Origin of the sequence: Nocardioides panzhihuensis (assembly GCF_013408335.1) — a bacterium.
GTDB lineage: Bacteria > Actinomycetota > Actinomycetes > Propionibacteriales > Nocardioidaceae > Nocardioides > Nocardioides panzhihuensis.
Genome location: NZ_JACBZR010000001.1, coordinates 4,058,023 through 4,081,033, shown reverse-complemented (window position 1 = coordinate 4,081,033; position 23,011 = coordinate 4,058,023). Strand labels below are relative to the sequence as shown.

General features: G+C 68.1%; 20 protein-coding genes. 14 read left to right on the top strand and 6 right to left on the bottom strand.

Annotated features, from left to right (window positions below; all coding sequences use genetic code 11):
• Positions 1–6 precede the first annotated feature (6 nt).
• The 4 genes from BJ988_RS19325 (at position 7) to BJ988_RS19310 (ending at position 4,067) form a co-directional block, all read left to right on the top strand.
• A complete protein-coding gene (locus tag BJ988_RS19325) occupies positions 7–1,038 on the top strand; it encodes an SIS domain-containing protein (RefSeq protein WP_179659561.1) in 1,032 nt (343 codons plus the stop codon).
• Between the two features lie 214 nt (positions 1,039–1,252).
• Positions 1,253–2,068: a substrate-binding periplasmic protein gene (locus BJ988_RS19320; protein WP_179659560.1), complete on the top strand. Its 816-nt coding sequence runs from the start codon at positions 1,253–1,255 to the stop codon at positions 2,066–2,068.
• A 116-nt stretch (positions 2,069–2,184) separates the two neighbouring features.
• Positions 2,185–3,000 (top strand): substrate-binding periplasmic protein, encoded by an 816-nt coding sequence (locus BJ988_RS19315; protein ID WP_179659559.1) that lies wholly within the window; start codon positions 2,185–2,187, stop codon positions 2,998–3,000.
• 107 nt (positions 3,001–3,107) lie between these two features.
• Complete coding sequence (locus tag BJ988_RS19310; protein WP_179659558.1) at positions 3,108–4,067, top strand: DUF808 domain-containing protein; 960 nt, start codon at positions 3,108–3,110, stop codon at positions 4,065–4,067.
• 27 nt (positions 4,068–4,094) lie between these two features.
• Here the strand turns inward: BJ988_RS19310 and BJ988_RS19305 are convergent, their stop codons facing one another.
• Together BJ988_RS19305 and BJ988_RS19300 are read right to left on the bottom strand one after the other, a co-directional pair.
• Entirely contained in the window at positions 4,095–5,429 is a 1,335-nt protein-coding gene (locus tag BJ988_RS19305) for a flavin-containing monooxygenase (RefSeq protein ID WP_179659557.1), read from the bottom strand.
• A gap of 79 nt (positions 5,430–5,508) precedes the next feature.
• Positions 5,509–6,663, bottom strand: coding sequence for a serine hydrolase domain-containing protein (locus tag BJ988_RS19300; RefSeq protein ID WP_179659556.1), 1,155 nt, complete (start codon positions 6,661–6,663; stop codon positions 5,509–5,511).
• Positions 6,664–6,836: 173 nt separating this feature from the next.
• Between BJ988_RS19300 and ahcY the strand changes: the two genes are divergently transcribed.
• From ahcY to BJ988_RS19260, 8 genes are all read left to right on the top strand, one after another.
• Positions 6,837–8,276: an adenosylhomocysteinase gene (ahcY, locus tag BJ988_RS19295; RefSeq protein ID WP_179659555.1), complete on the top strand. Its 1,440-nt coding sequence runs from the start codon at positions 6,837–6,839 to the stop codon at positions 8,274–8,276.
• A gap of 113 nt (positions 8,277–8,389) precedes the next feature.
• Entirely contained in the window at positions 8,390–9,097 is a 708-nt protein-coding gene (gene mtrA, locus BJ988_RS19290; protein WP_179659554.1) for an MtrAB system response regulator MtrA, read from the top strand.
• Positions 9,094–10,713 (top strand): MtrAB system histidine kinase MtrB, encoded by a 1,620-nt coding sequence (gene mtrB, locus BJ988_RS19285; RefSeq protein WP_179659553.1) that lies wholly within the window; start codon positions 9,094–9,096, stop codon positions 10,711–10,713. Before mtrA ends, mtrB begins: the two co-directional genes overlap by 4 nt.
• Entirely contained in the window at positions 10,710–12,428 is a 1,719-nt protein-coding gene (locus BJ988_RS19280; protein WP_179659552.1) for an LpqB family beta-propeller domain-containing protein, read from the top strand. The genes mtrB and BJ988_RS19280 overlap by 4 nt, the downstream gene beginning before the upstream one ends.
• Positions 12,429–12,508: 80 nt before the next feature.
• A complete protein-coding gene (locus tag BJ988_RS19275; protein ID WP_179659551.1) occupies positions 12,509–13,234 on the top strand; it encodes a ComF family protein in 726 nt (241 codons plus the stop codon).
• A gap of 391 nt (positions 13,235–13,625) precedes the next feature.
• Positions 13,626–14,267: a ribosome hibernation-promoting factor, HPF/YfiA family gene (gene hpf / locus BJ988_RS19270; RefSeq protein WP_179659550.1), complete on the top strand. Its 642-nt coding sequence runs from the start codon at positions 13,626–13,628 to the stop codon at positions 14,265–14,267.
• Between the two features lie 118 nt (positions 14,268–14,385).
• Positions 14,386–15,066 carry a response regulator gene (locus tag BJ988_RS19265; RefSeq protein WP_179659549.1) on the top strand — a complete coding sequence of 227 codons (681 nt, stop codon included), beginning with the start codon at positions 14,386–14,388 and terminating at the stop codon, positions 15,064–15,066.
• Between the two features lie 175 nt (positions 15,067–15,241).
• Positions 15,242–15,712, top strand: a complete 471-nt coding sequence (locus BJ988_RS19260; protein WP_179659548.1) for a hemerythrin domain-containing protein — start codon at positions 15,242–15,244, stop codon at positions 15,710–15,712.
• A gap of 14 nt (positions 15,713–15,726) precedes the next feature.
• Here the strand turns inward: BJ988_RS19260 and BJ988_RS19255 are convergent, their stop codons facing one another.
• Complete coding sequence (locus BJ988_RS19255) at positions 15,727–16,464, bottom strand: hypothetical protein (RefSeq protein ID WP_246321524.1); 738 nt, start codon at positions 16,462–16,464, stop codon at positions 15,727–15,729.
• A gap of 82 nt (positions 16,465–16,546) precedes the next feature.
• Here BJ988_RS19255 and BJ988_RS19250 point away from each other — a divergent pair, with 82 nt between their 5' ends.
• Positions 16,547–17,758: a winged helix-turn-helix domain-containing protein gene (locus BJ988_RS19250; RefSeq protein ID WP_343051689.1), complete on the top strand. Its 1,212-nt coding sequence runs from the start codon at positions 16,547–16,549 to the stop codon at positions 17,756–17,758.
• Between the two features lie 66 nt (positions 17,759–17,824).
• Entirely contained in the window at positions 17,825–20,728 is a 2,904-nt protein-coding gene (gene secA, locus BJ988_RS19245; protein ID WP_179659546.1) for a preprotein translocase subunit SecA, read from the top strand.
• Positions 20,729–20,784: 56 nt separating this feature from the next.
• Here the strand turns inward: secA and BJ988_RS19240 are convergent, their stop codons facing one another.
• The 3 genes from BJ988_RS19240 to BJ988_RS19230 form a co-directional block, all read right to left on the bottom strand.
• Entirely contained in the window at positions 20,785–21,354 is a 570-nt protein-coding gene (locus tag BJ988_RS19240) for an Rv3235 family protein (RefSeq protein ID WP_179659545.1), read from the bottom strand.
• 135 nt (positions 21,355–21,489) lie between these two features.
• Positions 21,490–21,819 (bottom strand): sec-independent translocase, encoded by a 330-nt coding sequence (locus tag BJ988_RS19235; RefSeq protein WP_179659544.1) that lies wholly within the window; start codon positions 21,817–21,819, stop codon positions 21,490–21,492.
• A gap of 18 nt (positions 21,820–21,837) precedes the next feature.
• Entirely contained in the window at positions 21,838–22,983 is a 1,146-nt protein-coding gene (locus BJ988_RS19230; RefSeq protein ID WP_179659543.1) for a P-loop NTPase, read from the bottom strand.
• Positions 22,984–23,011 lie beyond the last annotated feature (28 nt).

Below are 23,011 nucleotides of genomic sequence, written 5' to 3'. Positions count from 1 at the left end.
GCGACAATGACCTGGTTCGACGAGTCGAGGCTGGACGACGAGCGGGCGCTGACCGGGATCGACCAGCTGCTGCGGTCGCTGGCGGCGTCCGGGGCCCGGGTCCGGCGCGAGGCCGCGGGCGCCTTGGAGCCCCTGCAGGAGGCCGTACGCCGCGCGGCAGAGACCGGGCGTCCCCGGGCCGTCGTCGCCGCAGGTCCCGACTCGCGTCTGCTGCGCGCGGTCCTCGAGCCGTACTGCCCGGTGCCGTTCGTGGCCTGGCCGGCGCCGGGCCTGCCGGGCTGGGCCGGCAGCCTCGATCTCGTCGTCGTGCTGGCGCCGACCGGTTCCGACCCGGGGGAGGCCTCGGCCGCCGCCGAGGCCGTCCGCCGTGGCGCCCAGCTGGTCGTGGCGGCTCCGGAGAAGTCTCTGGTCGCCCAGCACGCCGAGGGCCGCGACAGCACGCTGCTTCCGGTCGAGGGCGGCGACACGCTCGCGATGTCGATCCTGATGCTCACCTATCTCAACTCCATCGGCCTCGGCCCGGAGGCCGATGCGGACAAGGTGGCAGACGCGCTCGACGACGTCGCCACGGCCTGCTCGCCGCATCGCGACATCTCGGTCAACCCGGGCAAGATCCTGGCGCTCTCCCTCGCCGACTCGCTCCCGGTTGTCTGGGGTGGCTCCGTCCTGGCCGCCCGGGCGGCCCGCCGTGTCGCCGAGAGTCTGCGCCGGGCCAGCGGTCGCGGTGCGATCGCCGGTGTCGCCGACGACCTGCTCCCGGTCCTGGAGGCAGCCCGGCCCCGCAACGTCTTCGACGACCCGTTCGCCGAGGAGAAGTCGTCCGTACGCCCCGTCCTGGTCATCCTCGATGACGGTGCGACCGATCCGATCATGGTCGAGCAGCGACGGTTGCTCACCGAGGCTGCGGACACGCGCGGCGTACGGGTGGAGGTCGTAGAGGCGAATGCGTCCACAGAGGTCGCCCGCTACGCGTCCCTGCTGCTCCAGGGCACGTATGCGGCCGAATATCTGCGTTTGGGTCTGGTCGCCGACGACTGAGTCCAAATAGTGGGCATGGCGTGTGATCTGAGTCACACGCCATGCGGGAAGTTCGGTCACGGAACGTGCCGATGATGCTCGAAAACCTGGACGCGGGCGAGCAGTCCGGTGTTTGATGCAACATCGTCCGGCCACTCCGTGGCCAGCACGTCTCGGATTCTCGGTGCCGACGTGACGGGCATGCCCCACCATCCCGAAACCACAGGACTTCCGCATGAATCACATCAAGTTCGTCGTCGCCGGCGCCCTGGCCCTCCTAGGGGTCATGGTCATCGGCGGCTACCTAGCTGACCCCGCTCCGCAGGCGACCGATCAGGAGAGCGCCGCAGCCGCCGGCGGCACCTTACGAATCGGCGTCGACGGCACCGAGCCGGCCTTCTTCAAGGTCGACGGCGTCACCAAGGGCTTCGACTACGAGATGGCGCTCGGCGTCGCCGAAGGGATGGGTGCCAAACCGGAGTTCAAGGTCATGCCTTTCAGCGACCTCTTCACCGCGCTCGAAGCGGGCGAGATCGACATGATCGGCTCGCAGGTCACCGAGACCGCCGAACGCAAGCAGGACTTCGACTTCACCACGCCCTACTTCGTCACCTACCTCTCCTTCCTCACTCCCGAGGACTCGACCATCAACAAGCGCGGCGACATCAACGGCAAGAACGTCGCGGTCGTCGAGGGCACCATCCACGAGCGCTATCTCGCCGAGCAGTACGAGAACGTCAACGTCATCAAGGCCAAGGACGAGGATGGAGCGGTCAGGGCGATCGCGAGCGGCAAGGCCGACGCGTTCTTCTACGACGCCCCCTACACCGCGCCGATCATCAAGCGGGCGCCGATCGCGCTGAAGGAGTCGATCGTCTATCCGGCGGACGACGCCCCGATCGGTTTCGTCATGCAGAAGGACGACCCCCGCAAAGCGCAGATCGACGGCATCCTGGAGCAGATGATCCTCGACGGCGAGTGGCTGAAGCTCAAGAAGGCGTACTTCAAGGAGTATCCGCTCTCCGAGGTCTTCAAGGACAAGGGCGCCTGACGCCGTTCGCCCCTCTTCGGGGCGCTTGAAGTCCAGTAGCCTACGATGCCCGCTGGCCCGGTTCAGCCGAGGCCGCAGCGTCTCGGCGCAAAAACTCCCCCCAACCAGGACGTCGTATGAAATCCCTCAAGTTCATCCTCGCGGGCGCGGTCACCCTTCTGGTGATCCTGATCGTGGTCTCCAACACGGTCGAGACGACCGGCCCCGCTGCCAAGCGCAGCAGTGCCGCCGATGACGGCCAGATCAAGATCGGCGTGCTGAACAGCGCCCCGGTCTACTACACCCAAGGTTCCGTCGCGAAGGGGTTCGACTACGAGGTCGCCCTCGGCGTCACCGAGTCGCTCGGCATCAAGCCGTCCTTCGTGCCGATGGACTTCGCCGACCTGTTCACCGCGCTCGATGCGGGCGAGATCGACATGATCGCGTCCCAGGTGAGCGTGACCGAGGAACGTGAGAAGGCCTACGACTTCTCGCACCCCTACTTCGTGACCTACCTGTCCTTCACGACGCCGAAGAACTCCCCGATCAAGAAGCTGAAGGACGTCAACGGCACCAGGGTCGCCATCGTGGAGGGCACGGCGCAGGAGAGCATTCTCAAGGCGCGTTTCCCCAAGGCGGAGATCGTGAAGCGGAAGAACGAGGCCGCCGCTCTCGAGGCGGTCGCTGCGGGCAAGGCCGACTCGTTCTTCTATGACGCGCCCTTCACCGAAGGACTGATCAAGAACGCTCCGATCCCGATGGAGGAGCGGATCGTCTTCCCGTCCGACAAGGCGCCCATCGCCTTCGTCTTCCGCACGGGCGACGGCCTCAAGGAGCAGGCCAACGATGCCATCGACGAGATGATCGTCAAGGGCGACTGGCTGCGGATCAAGACCGACTATTTCCGGGAGTACCCGCTCTCCGAGCTCTTCCGCGAGCAGGGCGTCGAGTAGCAACGGCCACCCGCTAGAGTTCCGGGCATGAGCGAGCGACAGCGAGCGACAATCGGCCTCAGGCCTTCGCTTCCGTACTCTGCGCCTTTCACTACGGAGGCGAAGGCATGAGTGCCGGTCTTTTCGCACTCCTCGACGACGTAGCCGCCATCGCAAAGCTGGCGGCTGCGTCGGTCGACGACGTCGGCGCTGCCGCCGGCAAGGCCTCGGCCAAGGCCGCCGGTGTCGTCATCGACGACACCGCGGTGACGCCGCAGTACGTCCAGGGCATCGCCGCCGAGCGCGAGGTGCCGATCATCAAGAAGATCGCCTTCGGCTCGCTGCGCAACAAGCTGCTGCTCATCTTGCCGGTCGCGCTGATCCTGGCGCAGTGGGCGCCATGGGCGATCACCCCGATCCTGATGCTCGGTGGCGCCTTCCTCGCCTACGAAGGTGTCGAGAAGGTGCTGGAATGGGTCCGGCCGCACGCGGAGACCCATGAGACGCCGGTCGTCCTGGAGGGTCCCGAGGCCGAGAAGAAGATGATCGCCGGTGCTGTGCGCACCGACCTGATCCTCTCCACCGAGATCATGGTGATCGCGCTCAACGAGGTCATCGACCAAGGTTTCTGGATGCGCCTCGGCGCCCTGGTGGCGGTCGCTTTCCTGATCACCATCGTCGTCTACGGCGTGGTCGCCCTGATCGTGAAGATGGATGACGCCGGCCTCTCGCTCTCCCAGCGCTCCAGCGCGGGCGCCCAGCGGCTCGGCCTGGGCATGGTCGCGGCCATGCCGAAGGTGCTCGCCGGGATCTCGATCGTCGGCACCGTTGCCATGCTCTGGGTCGGTGGCCACCTGCTTCTGGTCGGTGTCTACGACGTCAACGGCCTCGCCGCCGGTCACCCCGGCTGGTCGTGGCCCTACGACACCGTCCACCACCTCGAGGAGGAGGTCCACCACGCCCTCGGCGCCGTCGGTGCGGCCGCCGCCTGGCTGGTCAACACCTTCTTCTCCGCCGTCGTCGGGCTCATCGTCGGGGCGATCGTGGTCGGCGTACTCCACCTGCTGCCGATCAAGAAGAAGCACTGACCCACCTGCGCCTACCCGCCTACCCGCCTACCCCGCCTGCACGGCCCCGGCAGCGCGTGCCTCCCCGGCCTCGATCTCGGCCATCAGGTCGACGACGTAGCGGGCGAAGTCGATCTGGATGGTGTGGCGCGGGGCGGCGTAGTACTGCTCCAGGTGCGCCTCCTCGTCGGCCTTCAGGATGCTCGCCTGCTCCTCGACGGGCGGAAGCGCATAGCGCCCGGTGAGCAGGCGAGCCAGGAGCTTGGACTGCTGCTCGGCGAGATTGACGATGGTGGGGGAGGACTGGGCGAGCCCCATGAAGTAGAGGTGCTCGACACCCGGCTTGATCATCCGCTTGAACAGCGGATAGCGGTGGTCTGCGTCGGGGTGCAGCGAGACCTCGCCCGCGTCGAAGAACGGGAACGACATCTTGTAGCCGGTCGCCGCGATGACGACGTCCGCCTCGACCGAGGAGCCGTCGACCAGGTGCACCGTCGACCCCTCGAAGCGTGCGATCTCGGGAAGCATGTGGATGTCGCCCGAGCCGGCCTTCGTCAGGAAGTCGGCGCTGACCGACGGATGCGCGGACAGCGGCTCGTGGTCGGGCTCCGGGAGTCCGTACGTCGACATCGACCCGACCAGCCCACGGATCAGCTCGCGGGAGGCCGCCAGCGCCTGCTCCTTGGGGATGTCGGGCGGCGCCATCACCTTGTCGGCCGGCTGCCCGTTGCGATACTTCGGCAGCACCCACACACCCCGGCGCGCCGAGACGTACAGCTTCGACGCCATCCACGGCGAGGAGAGCTCCGAGGCGATGTCCATCGCCGAGTTGCCCATCCCGACCACGATCACCCGCTTGCCGCGGAGCTCGATCGGCTCGAAGGGGGAGACGTACGCATGGCTGTGGATGATCTCGCCCGCGAACTCGCCTTCCCAGTCCGGCAGCCGCGGTGACCAGTGGTGGCCGTTGGCGACCACCAGGTCGGTGTAGGAGCGCGTCTCCCCGGTCGACAGGGTAACGTCCCACGAGCCGTCGTCGCGCTGCGTGGCCCGCTCGACGCCGGTGTTGAACGTGATCTGGTCCCGCAGCCCGAAGTGGTCGGTGTAGTCGCGGAAGTAGCGGTGGATCAGGGTGTGGTGCGGGAAGTGCGGGAACGACTCCGGCGCCGGGAACTCCTCGAACTCCAGCCGTGTCGTCGAGGTGTCGATGTGCAGCGACTCGTAGACCGAGGATCGCCCGTTGGGGTTGCGGAAGTACCAGTTCCCGCCGACGTCGTCGGAGAGCTCGAACTGGTCGTACGCGACCCCGAACTCCTTGAGCCGTTTGGCCGTCGTGATCCCCGAGCAGCCCGCGCCGATGATGCAGACCTTCTCTGCGTTCATCGGGCCACCTCCGTAGCGCAAGCGCCAGGATACGGACGCGGCCCGATGAAAGGTCCGAGGTTCGCTCGCCGACGCTCGCTCATCCCGCCGCCTCCACACACTCGAAGGCGGTGCGAACGTAGGCGTCGGTGCGCTCCGAGGAGGTCATGTGCTGGGTCATCCGGTTCATCGCGTACGCCACCGTGACCCGCCGCTCGAGGTCGTTGACCACGATCGCGCCGCCGTAGCCGGTCCACCAGCACACCCGCCCCCCGGGCACCGCCGGAGCCGCGACCGGCTGCGGCAGCCCGTAGCCGATGCCCCACCGCATCGGCGTCAGCAGCACCTGGTCGACACCGTCGGCCTGCACCTCGAAGATCCGCTCGACGGTGGCCGGTGACAGCAGACGTACGCCGCCGACCTCCCCGTCGTGGGAGACGACCGACTGGGCCCGGGCGATCGAGCGGGCGTTGCCGTGTCCGTTGATCCCCGCCAACGAGACCGTACGCATCTGGGCCGTGTTGAACTCGGCCGGATCCAGCTTCGGGTTGACCAGCGTCGGGATCATCAGGTTGCCCTCGGGCAGCGCGGAGACGTCGATGCCCCCGGGCGGCGGAGCCTCGAGATCGGCGCAGCGGCCGAGCTCGCCCTCGGGGACGCCCAGGTGGAAGTCGGCCCCCAGCGGCCCCGCGACCAGCTCGGCGAACACCTCCGCGAGCGGCTTCCCAGTGACACCACGGACCAGGCCGTCGACCAGGTGCCCGTAGGAGACCATGTGGTAGCCCGACCCCGAGCCCGGTTCGAACCAGGGCTCCTGCCGGGCGAGCATCTCGTTGGCGAGCGGCAGGTCCAGGAGCGCCTCGGTGGAGAGCCGCTCGGTCCACCCGGACATCCCGGAGGTGTGAGAGAGCAGGTGGCGTACCAGGATCCGCTCGTCGGCGAACGAGGGCCAGTAGTCCGCGACCGGAGCGTCCAGGTCCAGCTCGCCCCGGTCGGCGAGCACCAGTGCGGTCAGAGAAGCCATCGTCTTGGTCACCGACCAGACCCGGACGATGGTGTCCTCCTGCCACGCCTCGCCCGGCCGCGCCTCACCGCCCCACAGGTCAGCCACGAGCTCGCCGTCACGGATCACCGCGACGGAGGCGCCGAGGTCGGCTCCGGAGGAGAGGTTGCGCGCGAGCAGGTCGCGCAGGGGCGCGTACGCAGGGGCGCAGTCGCCCAGGACCGTGTGCGGGTCGGGTGTCGTTGCCGTCATGCCCGCCAATAATAGGAACTCGTTCTAGTTTTAGGCAGGGTTCCGCCGGATCTGTTGGTTGCGGATTACCGCCACCCTCAACCAGCACTTGTACTCTGGAGGCCCTGCGTGGGAGATCCCGCTGGTGCGCAGATGCGCGACGCAGGCCCGCAACACTTCGGTAAGGAATAACCATGGACTACAAGGTTGCCGACCTGAGCCTGGCCGAGTACGGCCGCAAAGAGCTCTCCCTCGCCGAGCACGAGATGCCGGGCCTGATGGCCATGCGCGAGCGCTATGGCAAGGACCAGCCGCTCAAGGGTGCTCGCATCGCCGGGTCTCTGCACATGACCATCCAGACCGGTGTGCTGATCGAGACGCTGACCGCTCTCGGCGCCGACGTACGCTGGGCCACCTGCAACATCTTCTCCACCCAGGACCACGCCGCCGCGGCGGTCGTCGTCGGTGAGGGCACTCCCGAGGACCCGAAGGGCACCCCGGTCTTCGCCTGGAAGGGCGAGACGCTGGCGGAGTACTGGGACGAGGCCGAGAAGGTCTTCCAGTTCACCGACGCCGAGGGCAACCAGGTCGGCCCCAACATGCTGCTCGACGACGGTGGCGACATCACGATGCTCCTCCACAAGGGCGTCGAGTTCGAGAAGGCAGGGGAGGTGCCGGGCCAGGACTCCACCGACAACGAGGAGTTCAAGGAGGTCCTGCGCGTCCTCGACCGCAGCCTGAAGAACGACCCCACCTACTGGACCAACGTCGCCGGAGGCATCAAGGGCGTCACCGAGGAGACCACCACCGGTGTCCTGCGCCTCTACGACCGGTACAAGGAGGGCTCGCTCCTCTTCCCGGCGATCAACGTCAACGACTCGGTCACCAAGTCGAAGTTCGACAACAAGTACGGCTGCCGCCACTCGCTCATCGACGGCATCAACCGCGCCACCGACGTGATGATCGGCGGCAAGGTCGCGGTCGTGTGCGGCTACGGCGACGTCGGCAAGGGCTCGGCGGAGTCGCTGCGCGGCCAGGGTGCCCGCGTCATCGTCACCGAGATCGACCCGATCTGCGCGCTGCAGGCGGCGATGGACGGCTACGAGGTCCGCCGCCTGGAGTCGGTCGTCGAGACCGCCGACATCTTCATCACCACGACCGGCAACTTCGACATCATCCGGGTCGAGCACTTCGAGAAGATGAAGAACCAGGCCATCGTCGGCAACATCGGCCACTTCGACAACGAGATCAACATGGCCGGTCTCGCGAAGATCCCGGGGATCGTCAAGGACGAGATCAAGCCGCAGGTCCACCAGTGGATCTTCCCTGACGGCAAGAAGGTCATCGTGCTCTCGGAGGGTCGCCTGCTCAACCTGGGCAACGCCACCGGCCACCCGAGCTTCGTGATGTCGAACTCCTTCACCAACCAGACGCTGGCCCAGATCGAGCTCTTCACCAAGCTCGAGGAGTACCCGATCGGCGTCTACGTCCTGCCCAAGGCGCTCGACGAGGAGGTCGCCCGCCTCCACCTCGACGCCCTCGGTGTCGAGCTCACCGAGCTCAAGCAGGAGCAGGCCGACTACCTCGGCGTCCCGGTCGAGGGTCCCTACAAGTCGGACCAGTACCGCTACTGAGCACCGCTGAGTCGGCGCGTCCGCCCCACGATCTCGGGGTTGGGCGCGCCGACTCGTGCGTTATAGGTGGCTCCTGTGACGCGTCACACGCACTGGGTGACAGAATCGGACACATGGCCGATCGCAGCACGTCCGACCAGCCCGCCAAGGGAAAGGTCCTCGTCGTCGATGACGACGCCTCGCTGAGCGAGATGCTCGCGATCGTGCTGAGGCAAGAGGGGTTCGACTCGCGGCTGGTCGCCCGCGGTGACCTGGCGTTGCCCGCCTTCCGCGACTACAAGCCCGACGTGGTGCTGCTCGACCTGATGCTTCCCGGGATGGACGGCATCGAGGTGTGCAAGCAGATCCGCAACGAGTCGGGCGTGCCGATCGTCATGCTCACCGCGAAGGGCGACACGGTGGACGTCGTCGTCGGTCTGGAGTCCGGTGCCGACGACTACGTGGTCAAGCCCTTCAAGCCCAAGGAGCTGATCGCGAGGATCCGGGCCCGCGTACGCAGGCACGTCGACGCCGTGCCCGAGGTGCTGGAGATCGGCGACCTGACCATCGACGTCGCCGGTCACCAGGTGGTCCGCGACGGCCTGCGGATCCAGCTCACGCCGCTGGAGTTCGACCTGCTGGAGTGCCTGGCCCGCAAGCCTCATCAGGTCTTCTCCCGCGAGGTCCTGCTGGAGCAGGTGTGGGGCTACCGTCACGCCGCCGACACCCGCCTGGTCAACGTGCACGTCCAGCGCCTGCGCTCCAAGGTCGAGCACGACCCGGAGAACCCCGAGATCGTTCTCACCGTCCGTGGCGTCGGCTACAAGGCAGGGCCCGTGTGACCCTCCAACCGGTCGTCCGCGCAGCAGCTCGGGTGCCCAAGAAGCTTCTGACCACGTGGCGTCGGTCGATCCAGACCCGCGTCGTGGTCTATACGATGCTGCTCACCGCGGCCGCCGTCAGCCTGGTCGGGCTCATCCTGCTCGACCAGATCAGCGACGAGCTGGTCCAGGACCGGGTCGCGGCGGCGAAGGCGGAGGCCTCCGAGGAGCTCTCCGCAGCGCGCTCGAGCATCGCCGAGACATCGGGGGCCAACGGCGACACCCCGTTGCAGCGCAACGACCTGGGTGACCCGATCATCCAGCGCAGCCTCTCGCGCGGCTACGGCGTCGTCATGGCCGGTCCGGTGACGTCGACCTCCGGCCGGATCAGCGACGACGGTGTCGAGTGGACGCCCGGTCTGGACGTACGCAGCGTTCCGCGCACGCTCGAGGACCGGTTCCAGGCGATCCGCGCCGAGCCTGCCTGGACCTATACCCGGGTCTCCTTCGATGACGGCGAGCGCACCTCCGCCACCCCGGGCATCGTGATCGGGTCCCAGATCGAGCTGCACGACGACACCTACAACATCTACTTCCTCTTCCCGATGGACCAGGAGCAGGAGACGCTCGCGATCATCACCCGGGGGCTTCTGGCCGCCGGTGCGATCCTGATCCTGCTGATCGGCGTCGGCAGCTGGACCGTGACCCGTCATGTCGTCACACCCATCCGGATCGCCCGTAGGACGGCCGAGCGGCTCGCCGCCGGCCGCCTCGAGGAGCGGATGGTCGTCCGCGGCGCGGACGACCTCACCGGCCTGGCGATCTCGTTCAACCAGATGGCCAGCGGCCTGCAGAATCAGATCCGGCAGCTCGAGCACCTCTCCCGCGTCCAGCGACGGTTCAGCTCAGACGTCTCCCACGAGCTGCGTACGCCGCTCACCACGGTCCGCATGGCCAGCGACGTCCTCTACGAGGCCAGAGACTCCTTCGACGCCCCGACGGCCCGTGCGGCCGAGCTGCTGCAGACCGAGCTCGACCGGTTCGAGACGCTCCTGAGCGATCTGCTCGAGATCAGTCGCTTCGACGCCGGAGCGGCGGTGCTCGATCTCTACGACACCGACCTGACCGCGCTCAGCCGGGCGGTCGTCGAGGCCTACACGCCGCTCGCCGAGAAGCGCGACATCGAGCTGAAGATCGTCGCTCCGGACCATCCGTGCACGGCCCAGGTCGATCATCGCCGGGTCGAGCGGATCGTACGCAACCTGGTGGCCAACGCCACCGACCACGCTCTCGTCGGCCAGACCGTCACCATCCGGGTCGACAGCGACGAGCACGCCGCCGCGCTGACGGTGCGCGACCACGGTGTCGGGCTCGCCCCGGGGGAGACCGCCCTGGTCTTCAACCGGTTCTGGCGCGCCGACCCGGCCCGCGACCGCTCCAGCGGCGGCACCGGCCTGGGCCTGTCGATCTCGCTCGAGGACGCCCATCTCCACGGCGGCTGGCTGCAGGCCTGGGGCCGTCCGAACCAGGGGGCGCAGTTCCGGCTCACGCTTCCCCGCCACGCCGGCGCGGCGCTGCGGCACAGTCCGCTCCCGCTGGTCCCGGCTGACGCCCGTGACACCCTGGAGGCGTCGTGAGACCCGTGTTCGCCGCAGCCCTGGCAGCGGTCGCGCTGCTCGTGTCGGCGTGCTCGAGCGTGCCGGACTCCGGCCCGGTCCAGCGAGTCGAGCTGGCCGCACCGGCCGCGCAGGAGGAGCTCATCCCGTACAACCCCGGAGCTCCGCGGGCAGGGGCGTCCCCGGGCGAGATCGTCGACGGCTTCCTCGACGCCATGAAGGCCACCCCGATGAGCACCGCCTATGCCCGCCGATACCTCACCAAGGGCGCGGCGACGGACTGGGCGCCCGCCGCCCGCACGCTGGTCTACGGCGAGCTCGGGAGTCACGTCGGCTCCTCACCGCGAGTCTCGGTGGAGCTGGAGGACGCCGGCTGGCTCGACGAGCGCGGCGTGTGGCGCGGTGGGCTGGCCGCCTCGCAGGCGATCCTCGACTTCGAGCTGACTCGCGCCGAGGGCGAGTGGCGGATCAGCTCGGCACCGGACGCGCTGGTGGTCGAGGAGGACTGGTTCCTCACCCACTTCGCCCGCAGCAACCTCTACTACGTCGAACCCACCGGGCGCGCCCTGGTGCCGGAGCCGATCTTCGCCCCCAAGGGCACCTCCTACGCCACCACCCTCGTCTCCAGCCTGCTGAGCGGCCCGGGGGAGGAGGCGCATGGGGTGATCCGCAGCGCCCTCCCGGCCACGGCGGAGGGGCCCCGCTCCGTGGACGTACGCGACGGGGTGGCCGAGGTCGACCTCGCCGGTGACCTGGGCGAGCAGAGCTCCGACGACCTCCAGCTCATGGGTGCTCAGCTGGCCTGGACCCTGCGCCAGGACACCAGCGTGGAGCGCATCCGGCTCACGATCGACGGCGAGCCGGTGGTGCTGCCCGGATACGGCGAGACGTTCAGCGTCGACAACGGCGGCGGCTACGACCCCAACGGCACCTCGGCGAGGGTTGACCTCTTCGCGCTGCGCGGGGGCGCGCTGGTGACCAGCACGGGCGAGAACGGCGAGCCGTGGGTGCCGGTGCTCGGCGACTGGGCGGAGTCTCACGGCGTGACCGACGTCGCCGTCGACGCCAACGGCTCGACCGCCGCGGCGATCACCGCCGACCGCACCGGCGTCGTCGTCGGTGAGCTGGCCAGCGACGGCAGGCTCTTCGACGCGCCGGTGGACGGCACCCGGCTGCTGCGGCCCTCGTGGGATCTCGCCGAGCGGCTGTGGCTGGTCGACAAGGACTCGACCGGCGCCCGGGTGATGTACGTCGCCGGGGGCCGCGTCGTCCGCGTCGCCGTACCCGGCGTGACGGGCGAGAACGTCACCCGGTTCCTGGTCTCCCGTGACGGCACCCGTTTCGTCGCGGTGATCGAGGGGGAGTTCTCGGACCGAATCGTGGTCAGTCGCCTGCGGGCCAGCCCGAAGGGCGAGATCACGACCGCGACCTCCGCCATCATGCTGCCGCACCCGGATGCGGCGACGATGCAGATCACCGACATCGCCTGGACCTCGCCGACCACCATCGTCGCGGTCCAGAAGATCGGCTCGACCGCGCTCTTCCAGTCGGTCTCCCTCGACGGGGCGCCCAGCGGCGAGCGCTACACCCTCAGCGACCGGGTCACCGGTGTCGTCGGCTCCCCGGTGGCCTCGGCCCGCCTCTACGCGATCTCGGGCTGGACGTTGCTGGACCCCCTCGACAGGTTCGATCTGGCGCTGCCCTCCGACCTCTCCGACGTCACCTACCAAGGCTGACGGCGAGTTATCCACAGTCTTCTCCACAGGATCACTGCATCTGGTTGCCCGCGCCCGGTGACCCTGGTCGACTGACGGTCATGAGCAACCGTCTCGCCGACGCCTGGCACGACCTGGTCGTCGGCGGCCGCTGTGTCGGCTGCCGGCGACCGGGCAGGTTGCTGTGCCACGACTGTCGCGCCGGCCTCCCGGACGGCGCTCGGCTGAGCCCGCCCACCCCGGCGCCGCCGGGCCTGGCCCCCGTCTTCGCGGCAGGGCCCTACGACGGCACTCTCAAGGAGCTGGTCATCGGTCTCAAGGAGCATCAGCTCCTCGGGCTCCGCGGGGCCCTGTCCGGTCTGCTGGCCCTCTCCGTCCTCGAGGCGATGGCGGCGACCGGCGCCGGCCCGACGATCCTCGTCCCGGTCCCCTCCCGGCGCGCCTCCGTGCGCGAGCGCGGCCTCGACAGCACCGCGACGATCACGCGCGGAGCAGCCGTCGTGCTGCGGAGGCACGGCCTCGGCGTACGGCATCACCGGCTGCTCCGCACCAGACCCGGCGTCGTGGACCAGGCCGGTCTCGACTCGCGGCAGCGACAGGCCAACCTGGAGGGCTCGATCACCTGCCCGGCGTCCGGCATCCGGACACTCGCCAGAACGACCCCGCGGGCGACGTTCATCGTCTGCGACGACGTGATCACCACCGGTGCGACCGCGCGAGAGGCGCAACGAGCGCTGGAATCGGTCGGGCTCGGCGTGAGAGCGATCACGACCGTGGCGGCCACCCAGCGTCGGTCTCGCGTTCAAATGCAGGAAACCGTCATGTAATTCTGTTGAAGGGCTTTCGTGGGACACATCGGCGAACTACCGTCACTACATGGAGTCCGCCTGGGTCCGTGGTTGCGTCGCAGAGAAGTCCGCATCGCGGGCATCCGAGCGGCAAGCCGATGCCAGTCGCAGGCGAAACGGTCCACGTAACCCTCTGCACCCAGATTTTGGGGCAAGGGGATCACGGTGCGGCTTAGAGATGAGTCCTGCCCTTGCCCTCCTGTCAGATACGGGAACCGGCAAGGAGAAGGTGGAGTGGCACCAAGCTGCTAAGCCTCAGCAGGCGATTGTGGGGTCGAAGACCAGGTCGGCCAGGCGGGCTCCGTACCCCGGCGGTCACATGCGCTGATCGTCCGGGAATCCGCCAACCCCGAAACACCGGGAGGTACCCATGGAAGTTGTCGTCACGGCCCGCAACGCTGAGGTCTCAGACCGCTATCGCGCTCACGTAGCCGAGAAGCTCGCGAAGCTCGAGAAGCACGACCACCGCATCATCAGGATCAACGTGGAGGTCGACAACGAGCCCAACCCGCGCCAGCACAAGGGCGCCGTACACGTCGAGCTCACCGCTCACTCGAAGGGTCCGGTCATCCGGGCCGAGGCGTGTGCCGAGGACAAGATGGGGGCGCTGGACCTGGCTGTCGACAAGATGGCATCTCAGATGCGCCGTGCCGCCGACCGCCGCAGAGTCCACCGCGGACGCCGTACGCCGGTGTCGGTCGGCCAGGCGCTGGCGGGCATCGAGCCCGATGGCCTGGGCTCGGTGAACGACTCGGAGCAGCTCGAGGACGACACCGTCCGCGAGCACCAGGTCGGTCCGATCACGGTGACGGGGGAGGGGCCGCTGGTGGTCCGCGAGAAGTCGCACACCGCGGAGCCGATGACGCTCGACCAGGCGCTCTACGAGATGGAGCTGGTCGGACACGACTTCTACCTCTACATCGACAAGGACTCGACGAGGCCGTCGGTCGTCTACCGCCGGAGGGGGTACGACTACGGGGTGATCGCGCTCAACCGCGCAGACCTCGTCTGAGGTCTCGACAGGCTCGACCACCGAGGCCAAGCACGTCGGCCGGGACTTTTCCATCCCTCAGATGGATCAGTCCCGGCCATTCTCTTTGTCATCTTGGGATACATGCCATGATGCATTCGTGTCATCTACATCTGGTGCCGATCGTGAGCCGGTCCGCGTCCTGGTTGTCGACGACCAGGAACTCTTTCGAAGGGGACTGGTCGCGCTGCTGGCGAGCGAGCCCGGCATCGAGGTCATCGGTGAGGCGACCAACGGCATCGAGGGCACCGAGCGCGCCGCGGCTTCCGCTCCGGACGTCGTGCTGCTCGACGTACGCATGCCGAAGCAGACCGGCCTGGAGGCCTGCGTCGCCATCAAGGACGCCGTCCCCTCGGCCCACATCATCATGCTGACGGTCTCGGACGAGGAGGCCGACCTCTACGACGCGGTGAAGGCCGGCGCGATGGGCTACCTCCTCAAGGACTCCTCGATCGACCAGGTCGCCCAGGCGATCCGGGTCGTCGCCGACGGGCAGTCGCTGATCAGTCCCTCCATGGCGGTCAAGCTGATGGAGGAGTTCAAGCAGATGTCGAAGCCTGACCGCTCCCCGGTCCCCGGTCCCAAGCTCACCGACCGCGAGCTCGAGGTCCTCGGCCTGGTCGCCAAGGGGCTCAACAACCGCGAGATCGCCAAGCGGCTGTTCATCTCCGAGAACACGGTCAAGAACCACGTCCGCAACATCCTGGAGAAGCTCCAGGCCCACTCCCGCATGGAGGCGGTCATGTACGCCGTGCGTCAGAAGCTCCTCAACGTCGACTGAGCCGGGGCTGAGCGCTAGGGCATGTCTGGTGAAGACACGGCGGCCGCGAGCGGCGTTTCGGGCAGACATGCCCTAGGCTGACGCCAGCGTCGCGTGCCGGTGACAGACCGTGTCAGGCATGGAGGCGCCGGACACGAAGGAGCACGACTGATGTTGTCGTCCCCTTCGCCCTCACGTGACTGAGGGCGAGAAGACCAGGCTGATCGCCTGGGCAGATGAGATGCGGCGGGTCCATGACCGGCTGCGCAAGGCACTGCGAGTGACGCAGAAGGCCATCGACGCGGGAGACCCTGCCGAACCCGCGGCCCGTGACCTGCTGCTGTTCTGTCATGGGTTCTGCGAGGCCCTGACCGGCCATCACGAGGGTGAGGACCGAGAGCTCTTCCCGGCGATCGACCGCGCCCATCCCGAGCTGCGCGAGACGATTCGCTACCTCGAGCAGGATCACTCGATGATCGGCTATCTCCTCGGCGGCCTCCAGGCCGCCGTCGACCAGGCCGCCACCCCCGAGGACCTCGGGAAGCACCTCGAGGGCATCTCCGCGATCATGGAGTCCCACTTCCGCTACGAGGAGCGCAAGCTACTGAGCGTGCTCGACACCTTGACGCTCGACGCGGAAGTCGGCGAGGTCTTCGGGCCGCTGTGAAAGAAATGTTTCTTTCATCGGCCGAGCGCTTCGACCGTCCGGCGGGCATCGTTCCAGGCGATCCAGGCCGTACGCAGGCGGGGCAGCGGCGCCGGGTCACCCCGGCGCCGCGCGCGGAGCCGGTCACGGAGCCAGGCCGGCGCGTCGGCCTTCTCGATCGCTGCCGTCTTGGTGAGCAGCCGGCCCTGGTCGACCGCGTGACGGCCTCGGGCCATCGCGGTCAGGCTCAGCTCGGCGATCTCGGGCTCGAGGACCCACCAGGCAGGGTGCCTGACCGCCGTCGCCCAATAGCCGCATACCTCGCTGCGCGCGGCTTTGCGGACGTCCGCCTCGGTGACCGGTGGGAACGCCGTCCGCACGCCTTCGCCGAACACGGTCAGGCCGTGGACCGCCAGCTCGACGCGGGGGATCGTGGTCAGCGGTCGATGTACCAGCCGGCCGTGGGTCCAGGTCGGGTGCGCGGCCTCGTGCTCGCCTAGCCGGGCGGCGGCGACATAGGCACAACCGAGGTCGGCGCCCGCCGCGACACCGGCATCGAGTTCACTGTGGATGGCCGAGATCAGGTCGGCGTCCGGCTGTCGGTCAGTGAGCGCGACCAGGTCCAGGTCGCTCACGCCGGCGACGTAGTCGTGGGTGGCGAGCGATCCCGCTACGTACAGGCCGATCACCCATGGCAGCTTCTCGAGGCGGTCGGCAAGCGCCGCGACGATCTCGTGCCCCGTCGAGGCGGGGCCGTCAGCTGATGTCGACATGCCTCCAGCGTCGCGCATCAGGGTGCGGGTGGGAGCCGGTTCCGGACGAGACTTGTCCGGAACCGGCTCTAGAGTCGGACTCGTGCCCAGCTCCCAGACACTCAGCCGCTCCCAGGCCCGCCGGATCGCGCTGGCGGCACAGGGGTTCGCCGACAAGCCCCACACGACGCCCACGATGCGCACCTTCCAGCGCACGCTGGAGCGCACGGGGGTCCTCCAGGTCGACTCGGTCAACGTCCTGCAGCGCGCGCACTACATGCCGCTCTACAGCCGGATGGGGGCGTACGACACCGGGCTCCTGCATCGCGCCAGCAGTGGCCGGCGGGACCGTCGGATGGTGGAGTACTGGGCTCACGTGCAGGCGTTCATGCCGGTCGAGCTCTGGCCGCACATGCAGTGGCGGATGGACGACTACCGCGCGACCAAGGGGTCGAAGTGGTGGGGGAGCGTGCCGGACGGGATGAAGGAGAAGGTGCTGGCGCTGGTGGCCGAGCAGGGAGCGCTCACCGCCCGTGAGGCGGCCAGGTCGCTCGACGACGCCGGCCCGCAGAGCAAGGACCACTGGGGCTGGAACTGGTCCGACTCCCGCAAGACCCTCGACATCCTCTACATGTTCGGCGAGCTCGCCATCGCCGGGCGGAACGACCAGTTCGAGGTCGCCTACGACCTGCCCGAACGGGTCATCCCGAAGGTCTACCTCGATGTGCCGACGCCGACCCGCGAGGAGGCCCAGCTCGAGCTCGTCCGCCGCGCCGTCCGCTCCCACGGAGTCGGCACCGCCAGGGACATCGCCGACTACTACCGGATGCCGGTGGCGGACACGACCCGAGCACTCGACACCCTGATCGACACCGGCGAGGTGGAGCGGGTCCAGGTCCAGGGCGTACGCAGACAGTCCTACCTCCACACCGCCGCCAGGCTCCCGCGCCTGATCACGGCGAGGACTCTGCTGAGTCCGTTCGACCCGGTCGTGTGGGAGCGGGAGCGCGCCGAGGCGTACTTCGACTTCTTCTACCGCATCGAGATCTACACCCCGGCGGCGAAGCGGATCCACGGCTACTACGTGCTGCCGTTCCTTCTCGGCGAGCACATCGTCGGCCGCGTCGATCTGAAGGCCGATCGCAAGAACGGAGTACTCCAGGTCAAGGGCGCGTACGCGGAGCACGGCGCGCCGGTGGAGACGGCGATCGAGCTGGCCGCCGAGCTCGAGCGACTCGCCGGCTGGCTGGGCCTGGGCGCTGTCCACGTCGAGCCGAAGGGCGACCTGACACCTCTCCTTGCGCCGTTGGTGTGAGCCGGCGACCGGCAGGTGGGTAGAGTGAGCGTGCTATCTGTCTGCCGCTAGTAGGAGCCCGCCACCGTGGCAATTCTCGACAAGATCCTTCGCCTCGGCGAAGGTAAGATCCTTCGCGAGCTCGAGGCCATCTCGAAGGCCGTCAACTCGATCGAGGACGAGTTCGTCGCGATGAGCGACGACGAGCTGCGCGGGATGACCGACGAGTTCAAGCAACGCCTGGAGAACGGCGAGGACCTCGACGACATCATGGCCGAGGCGTTCGCCACCGTCCGTGAGGTCACCAAGCGCGTCCTGGGCCAGCGTCACTACGACGTCCAGATCCAGGGCGGGGCGGCGCTCCACCTCGGCAACATCGCCGAGATGAAGACCGGTGAGGGCAAGACCCAGACCGCGGTGCTGCCGGCCTACCTCAACGCGCTGGCCGGCGAGGGCGTCCACGTCGTCACGGTCAACGACTACCTGGCCAAGTTCCAGGCCGAGATGATGGGCCGAATCTACGGCTTCCTCGGCCTCTCCGTCGGCGTGATCACGCCGCAGATGACCCCGGCCCAGCGCCGCGAGGCCTACAGCTGCGACATCACCTACGGCACCAACAACGAGTTCGGCTTCGACTACCTGCGCGACAACATGGCCTCCGCCATGGAGGACCTGGTCCAGCGCGGCCACTTCTTCGCGATCGTCGACGAGGTCGACTCGATCCTCATCGACGAGGCCCGCACGCCGCTGATCATCTCGGGCCCGACCGAGGACGACGTGAAGTGGTACGACGAGTTCGCCACCATCGCCAAGTCGCTGAGCAAGGACGTCGACTACGAGGTCGACGAGAAGAAGCGCACCATCGCGGTCCTCGAGCGTGGCATCACCAAGGTGGAGGACCACCTCGGCATCGAGAACCTCTACGAGGCGGTCAACACGCCGCTGATCTCGTTCATGAACAACTCGATCAAGGCCAAGGAGCTCTTCCGCCGCGACAAGGAGTACGTCGTCGCCGACGGCGAGGTCCTGATCGTCGACGAGCACACCGGCCGCATGCTCGCGGGCCGCCGCTACAACGACGGTCTGCACCAGGCGATCGAGGCCAAGGAGGGTGTGAAGGTCCGCGAGGAGTACCAGACCCTCGCGAGCATCACCCTGCAGAACTACTTCCGCCTCTACGAGAAGCTCTCCGGCATGACCGGTACGGCGATGACCGAGGAGTCGGAGTTCGACAAGATCTACAAGCTCGGCGTGGTCCCGATCCCGACCAACAAGCCGATGATCCGCAACGACCAGCCCGACCTCGTCTACCGGACCGAAGAGGCGAAGTACGAGGCCGTCGCCGACGATCTGGTCGAGCGCCACAAGAAGGGCCAGCCGGTGCTGGTCGGCACCGTCTCGGTGGAGAAGTCCGAGTATCTCGGCAACATCCTCAAGAAGCGCGGCGTCCCGCACACCGTCCTGAACGCGAAGTACCACGCCGACGAGGCCAAGATCGTCGCGATGGCCGGTCACAAGGGCGCGGTCACGGTCGCCACCAACATGGCCGGCCGAGGCACCGACATCATGCTGGGTGGTTCCGTCGACTTCCTGGCTGACCAGGAGCTTCGCAAGCAGGGCCTGGAGCCCGCGGGCGAGACGGCCGAGGCGTACGAGCAGGCCTGGGCGCCGATGGTCGAGCGGATCAAGGCGCAGGTCGCCGCCGAGCACGACGAGGTCGCCAGGCTCGGTGGTCTCTACGTCCTCGGCACCGAGCGCCACGAGTCCCGACGCATCGACAACCAGCTGCGTGGTCGTTCCGGCCGTCAGGGTGACCCGGGCGAGTCCCGCTTCTACCTGTCGCTCGAGGACGACCTGATGCGCCTGTTCAAGGGCGAGTGGGTCGACCGCATCCTGACCACGCTGAAGATCCCCGACGACGTGCCCATCGAGGCCAAGTCGGTGACCAAGTCGATCGCCAACGCGCAGACCCAGGTCGAGGGCCAGAACTTCGAGTCCCGCAAGAACGTCCTCAAGTACGACGACGTCATGGACCGCCAGCGCAAGGTGATCTACGCCGAGCGCCGTGAGGTGCTCGAGGGCGCCGACCTCGAGGAGCAGATCCGGACCTTCATCGACGACGTCGTCACCGGCGTCGTCACCGGAGCGACCCAGGACTTCGCCGAGGAGTGGGACCTCGAGCAGCTCTGGACCGACATCAAGCAGATCTGGCCGGTCTCGGTCGACCCGAAGAAGCTGATCGCGGACGCCGGCGGCAGCAAGGCCGACCTCGACCGCCAGGAGCTGATCGAGGTTCTCAAGAAGGACGCCCAGGAGGCCTACGACCGCCGCGAGGACGAGATCGGCGCCGAGGGCATGCGCGAGGTCGAGCGCCAGGTCGTCCTCTCGGTGCTGGACCGCAAGTGGCGTGAGCACCTCTACGAGATGGACTACCTGCGCGAGGGCATCGGGCTGCGCGCCTACTCGCAGCGCGACCCGCTGGTGGAGTACCAGCGCGAGGGTTACGACATGTTCACCGCGATGATGGACGGCATCAAGGAGGCCACGGTCGGCTACCTGTTCAACCTGGAGGTCCAGGTCGAACAGACCGAGCCCGAGTTCCACTACCACCCCGACGGCACCCGTCACGCCGGTCCGATGCACGAGGGCGCGCTCGCCGAGCCGCCGGTCGGTGTCGGACAGACTGGTGGACTCCAGGACATCTCCGCCGCTCTCAAGGCCCAGGCGGCCGCTGCCCCCGCCGCCGGCGGCAGCACGCCGCAGATCCACGCCAAGGGCCTGCAGCGGCCTGTCACGCCCAAGCACCTGGCCTTCTCCGGCCCGGACGAGCGGGGTCAGGCCGAGGCACAGGGCGCTGCCAACAACGCCGACGACCCCTACGCCAAGGTCGGCCGCAACGAGAGCTGCCCCTGCGGCTCGGGCAAGAAGTTCAAGCAGTGCCACGGCCGCCCCGGCGGCCCGACCGGGCTCACCACCCGCGTCAACGGCTGAGATAGCCACAGCACCCGCCGAGTCGGCGCGTCATGACGCGCCGACTCGGCGGTTTTCTAGTCGTAGCTCCCGAAGTTGAGCACCGTGCAGATCCAGCTCTCGCCGTTGCGCTCGAAGCGGATGGCGAGAGCGCGCAGACCCGCGCCGAAGCGGATCGTGACGGTGGCCTCGACGATGTCGTCGGAGACCTCGTAGACGTGGCAGCGGTGGACGCGAGGACGGACCGGCTGGTTGGGGCCGGTACCAGGCTCGTACGCTCCTGAGCGCGCGGTGAGGCTCGCGCGGTATCTCAGCTCGGCGTGGACGTCCTTGGTGGTCCAGCGGACCAGCTGGCTGGCCGGACGGTCGCCGCCGACGACCTCGGCGGCCTTCTGGGCGAACTGCGGGATCCAGCCGCGGAGATGGCCGTTGGCCGGGACGATCGGGACCGGAGGCGGGATGTCGCCGTCCACGGAGGCGTCCCCGGACTCGTTGTCGGCATCGTCGTCGCACGGGTGCGGTGGGTCCAGGCGGGGCTGGAGGTCGAAGGCGAGCATCCCCTGGACATCGGCCAAGGGCACCTCGGTGAGGCGTTGCGGATTCGGTTCCGCGGGCGGATCGGGGTCCCGAGATCGTAGAGCGCTCATGGGCGCCAACTCCTTTCTACGCAGTCGAACCCCTCATACCCGAATTGTTCGGTTCTAAACCGACGGGTAACAAAATGGTTCTACTGTGACGAAAGGAAACGGAAGTGACCGGTCCTCAGCGGATCCAGTGGACCGCTAGGTCGCCTGGTCGTCGTAGGGCGGCTTCTCGCCGGCCAGCAGGGGCTTGGGCGCCTTGGCGACGGCCTCCTCCTGCTCGATCTCGGCGAGGGCTTCCTGGATCTGCTTGCTGACGATGCGACGGGGGTCGAGGTCACGCAGCTCGAGGTCCTGGTAGGCGGGTCCGAGCTCCCCGCGCAGGTCGTCGCGCGCATTGTTGGCCAGGTTGCGTACCTGGTGGAGGAGGCGGGCGATCTGCCGTGCCATCTCGGGGATCTTGTCCGGCCCGAAGACCAGGATGGCGATCACGACGATGACGGCAAGCTCCGCGAAGCCGATGCCGAACACGGAGGTGAACCTACAGGCTCAGAGCTTGGAGGTGGGAGTGAGGCCCAATTGCATGCCCGCGAGCCCGCGCCCGCGGCCCGAGATCGTCCGCGCGATCTCGGCCAGCACCTTGGCCGACTCAGCCGTCGGGTCGGACTCGACGATCGGCTTCCCGGCGTCGCCTGCCTCGCGCAGGGTCTGCTCCAGCGGGATCTGGGCGAGCAGCGGCACCTTCGAGCCGAACCGCTGGGAGAGGGTGTCGGCGACCCGCTGGCCGCCGCCGGAGCCGAAGACCTCCATCCGGGAGCCGTCGGGCAGGACGAGCCAGGACATGTTCTCCACGACGCCGACGACACGCTGGTGCATCATCTCGGCCATCGTGCCGGCCCGCTCGGCCACCTCTGCGGCGGCCTCCTGCGGAGTGGTGACCACGAGGATCTCGGCGTTGGGCAGGTGCTGGCCCAGCGAGATCGCCACGTCGCCGGTGCCGGGAGGAAGGTCGAGCAGGAGCGCGTCGAGGTCGCCCCAGTAGACGTCGGAGAGCATCTGGACCAGGGCCCGGTCGAGCATCGGTCCACGCCAGGCGACGACCTGGTCGCGACGCGGCTTGAGCATCCCGATCGAGATCACCGAGACGCCCGAGGCGGTCGGGACCGGCATGATCAGGTCGTCGACCTGGGTGGGCCGGGAGTCGGCCACGCCCAACATGGCGGGCACGGAGTGGCCGTAGATGTCGGCGTCGACGATGCCGACCTTGAGCCCCTGCTGGGCCAGCGCGACGGCCAGGTTGACCGTGACCGACGACTTGCCGACACCGCCCTTGCCCGAGGCGATCGCGAAGACCTTGGTCAGCGATCCCGGCTGGGCGAACGGGATCTCCCGCTGCGCCTGTCCGCCGGTGAGCCCGTTGCGCATCTCGGTGCGCTGCTCGTTGGTCATCACGCCGAGCTCGAGGTCGACGCCGGTGATCCCGTCGACCTTCTCCAGCGCTGCGGTGGTGTCGCGGTTGATCGTGTCCTTGAGCGGGCAGCCGGCGACGGTCAGCAGCACCTTGACGCTGACGACGCCTGCGTCGTCGATCGATACGGAGTCGACCATCCCCAGCTCGGTGATGGGACGTTTGATCTCCGGGTCCTGCACGGTCGCCAGGGCTGCGTTGACGCGGTCGAGAAGCGGGCTACTCACAAGAAAGAAGCCTACGTCGTACGCTGAA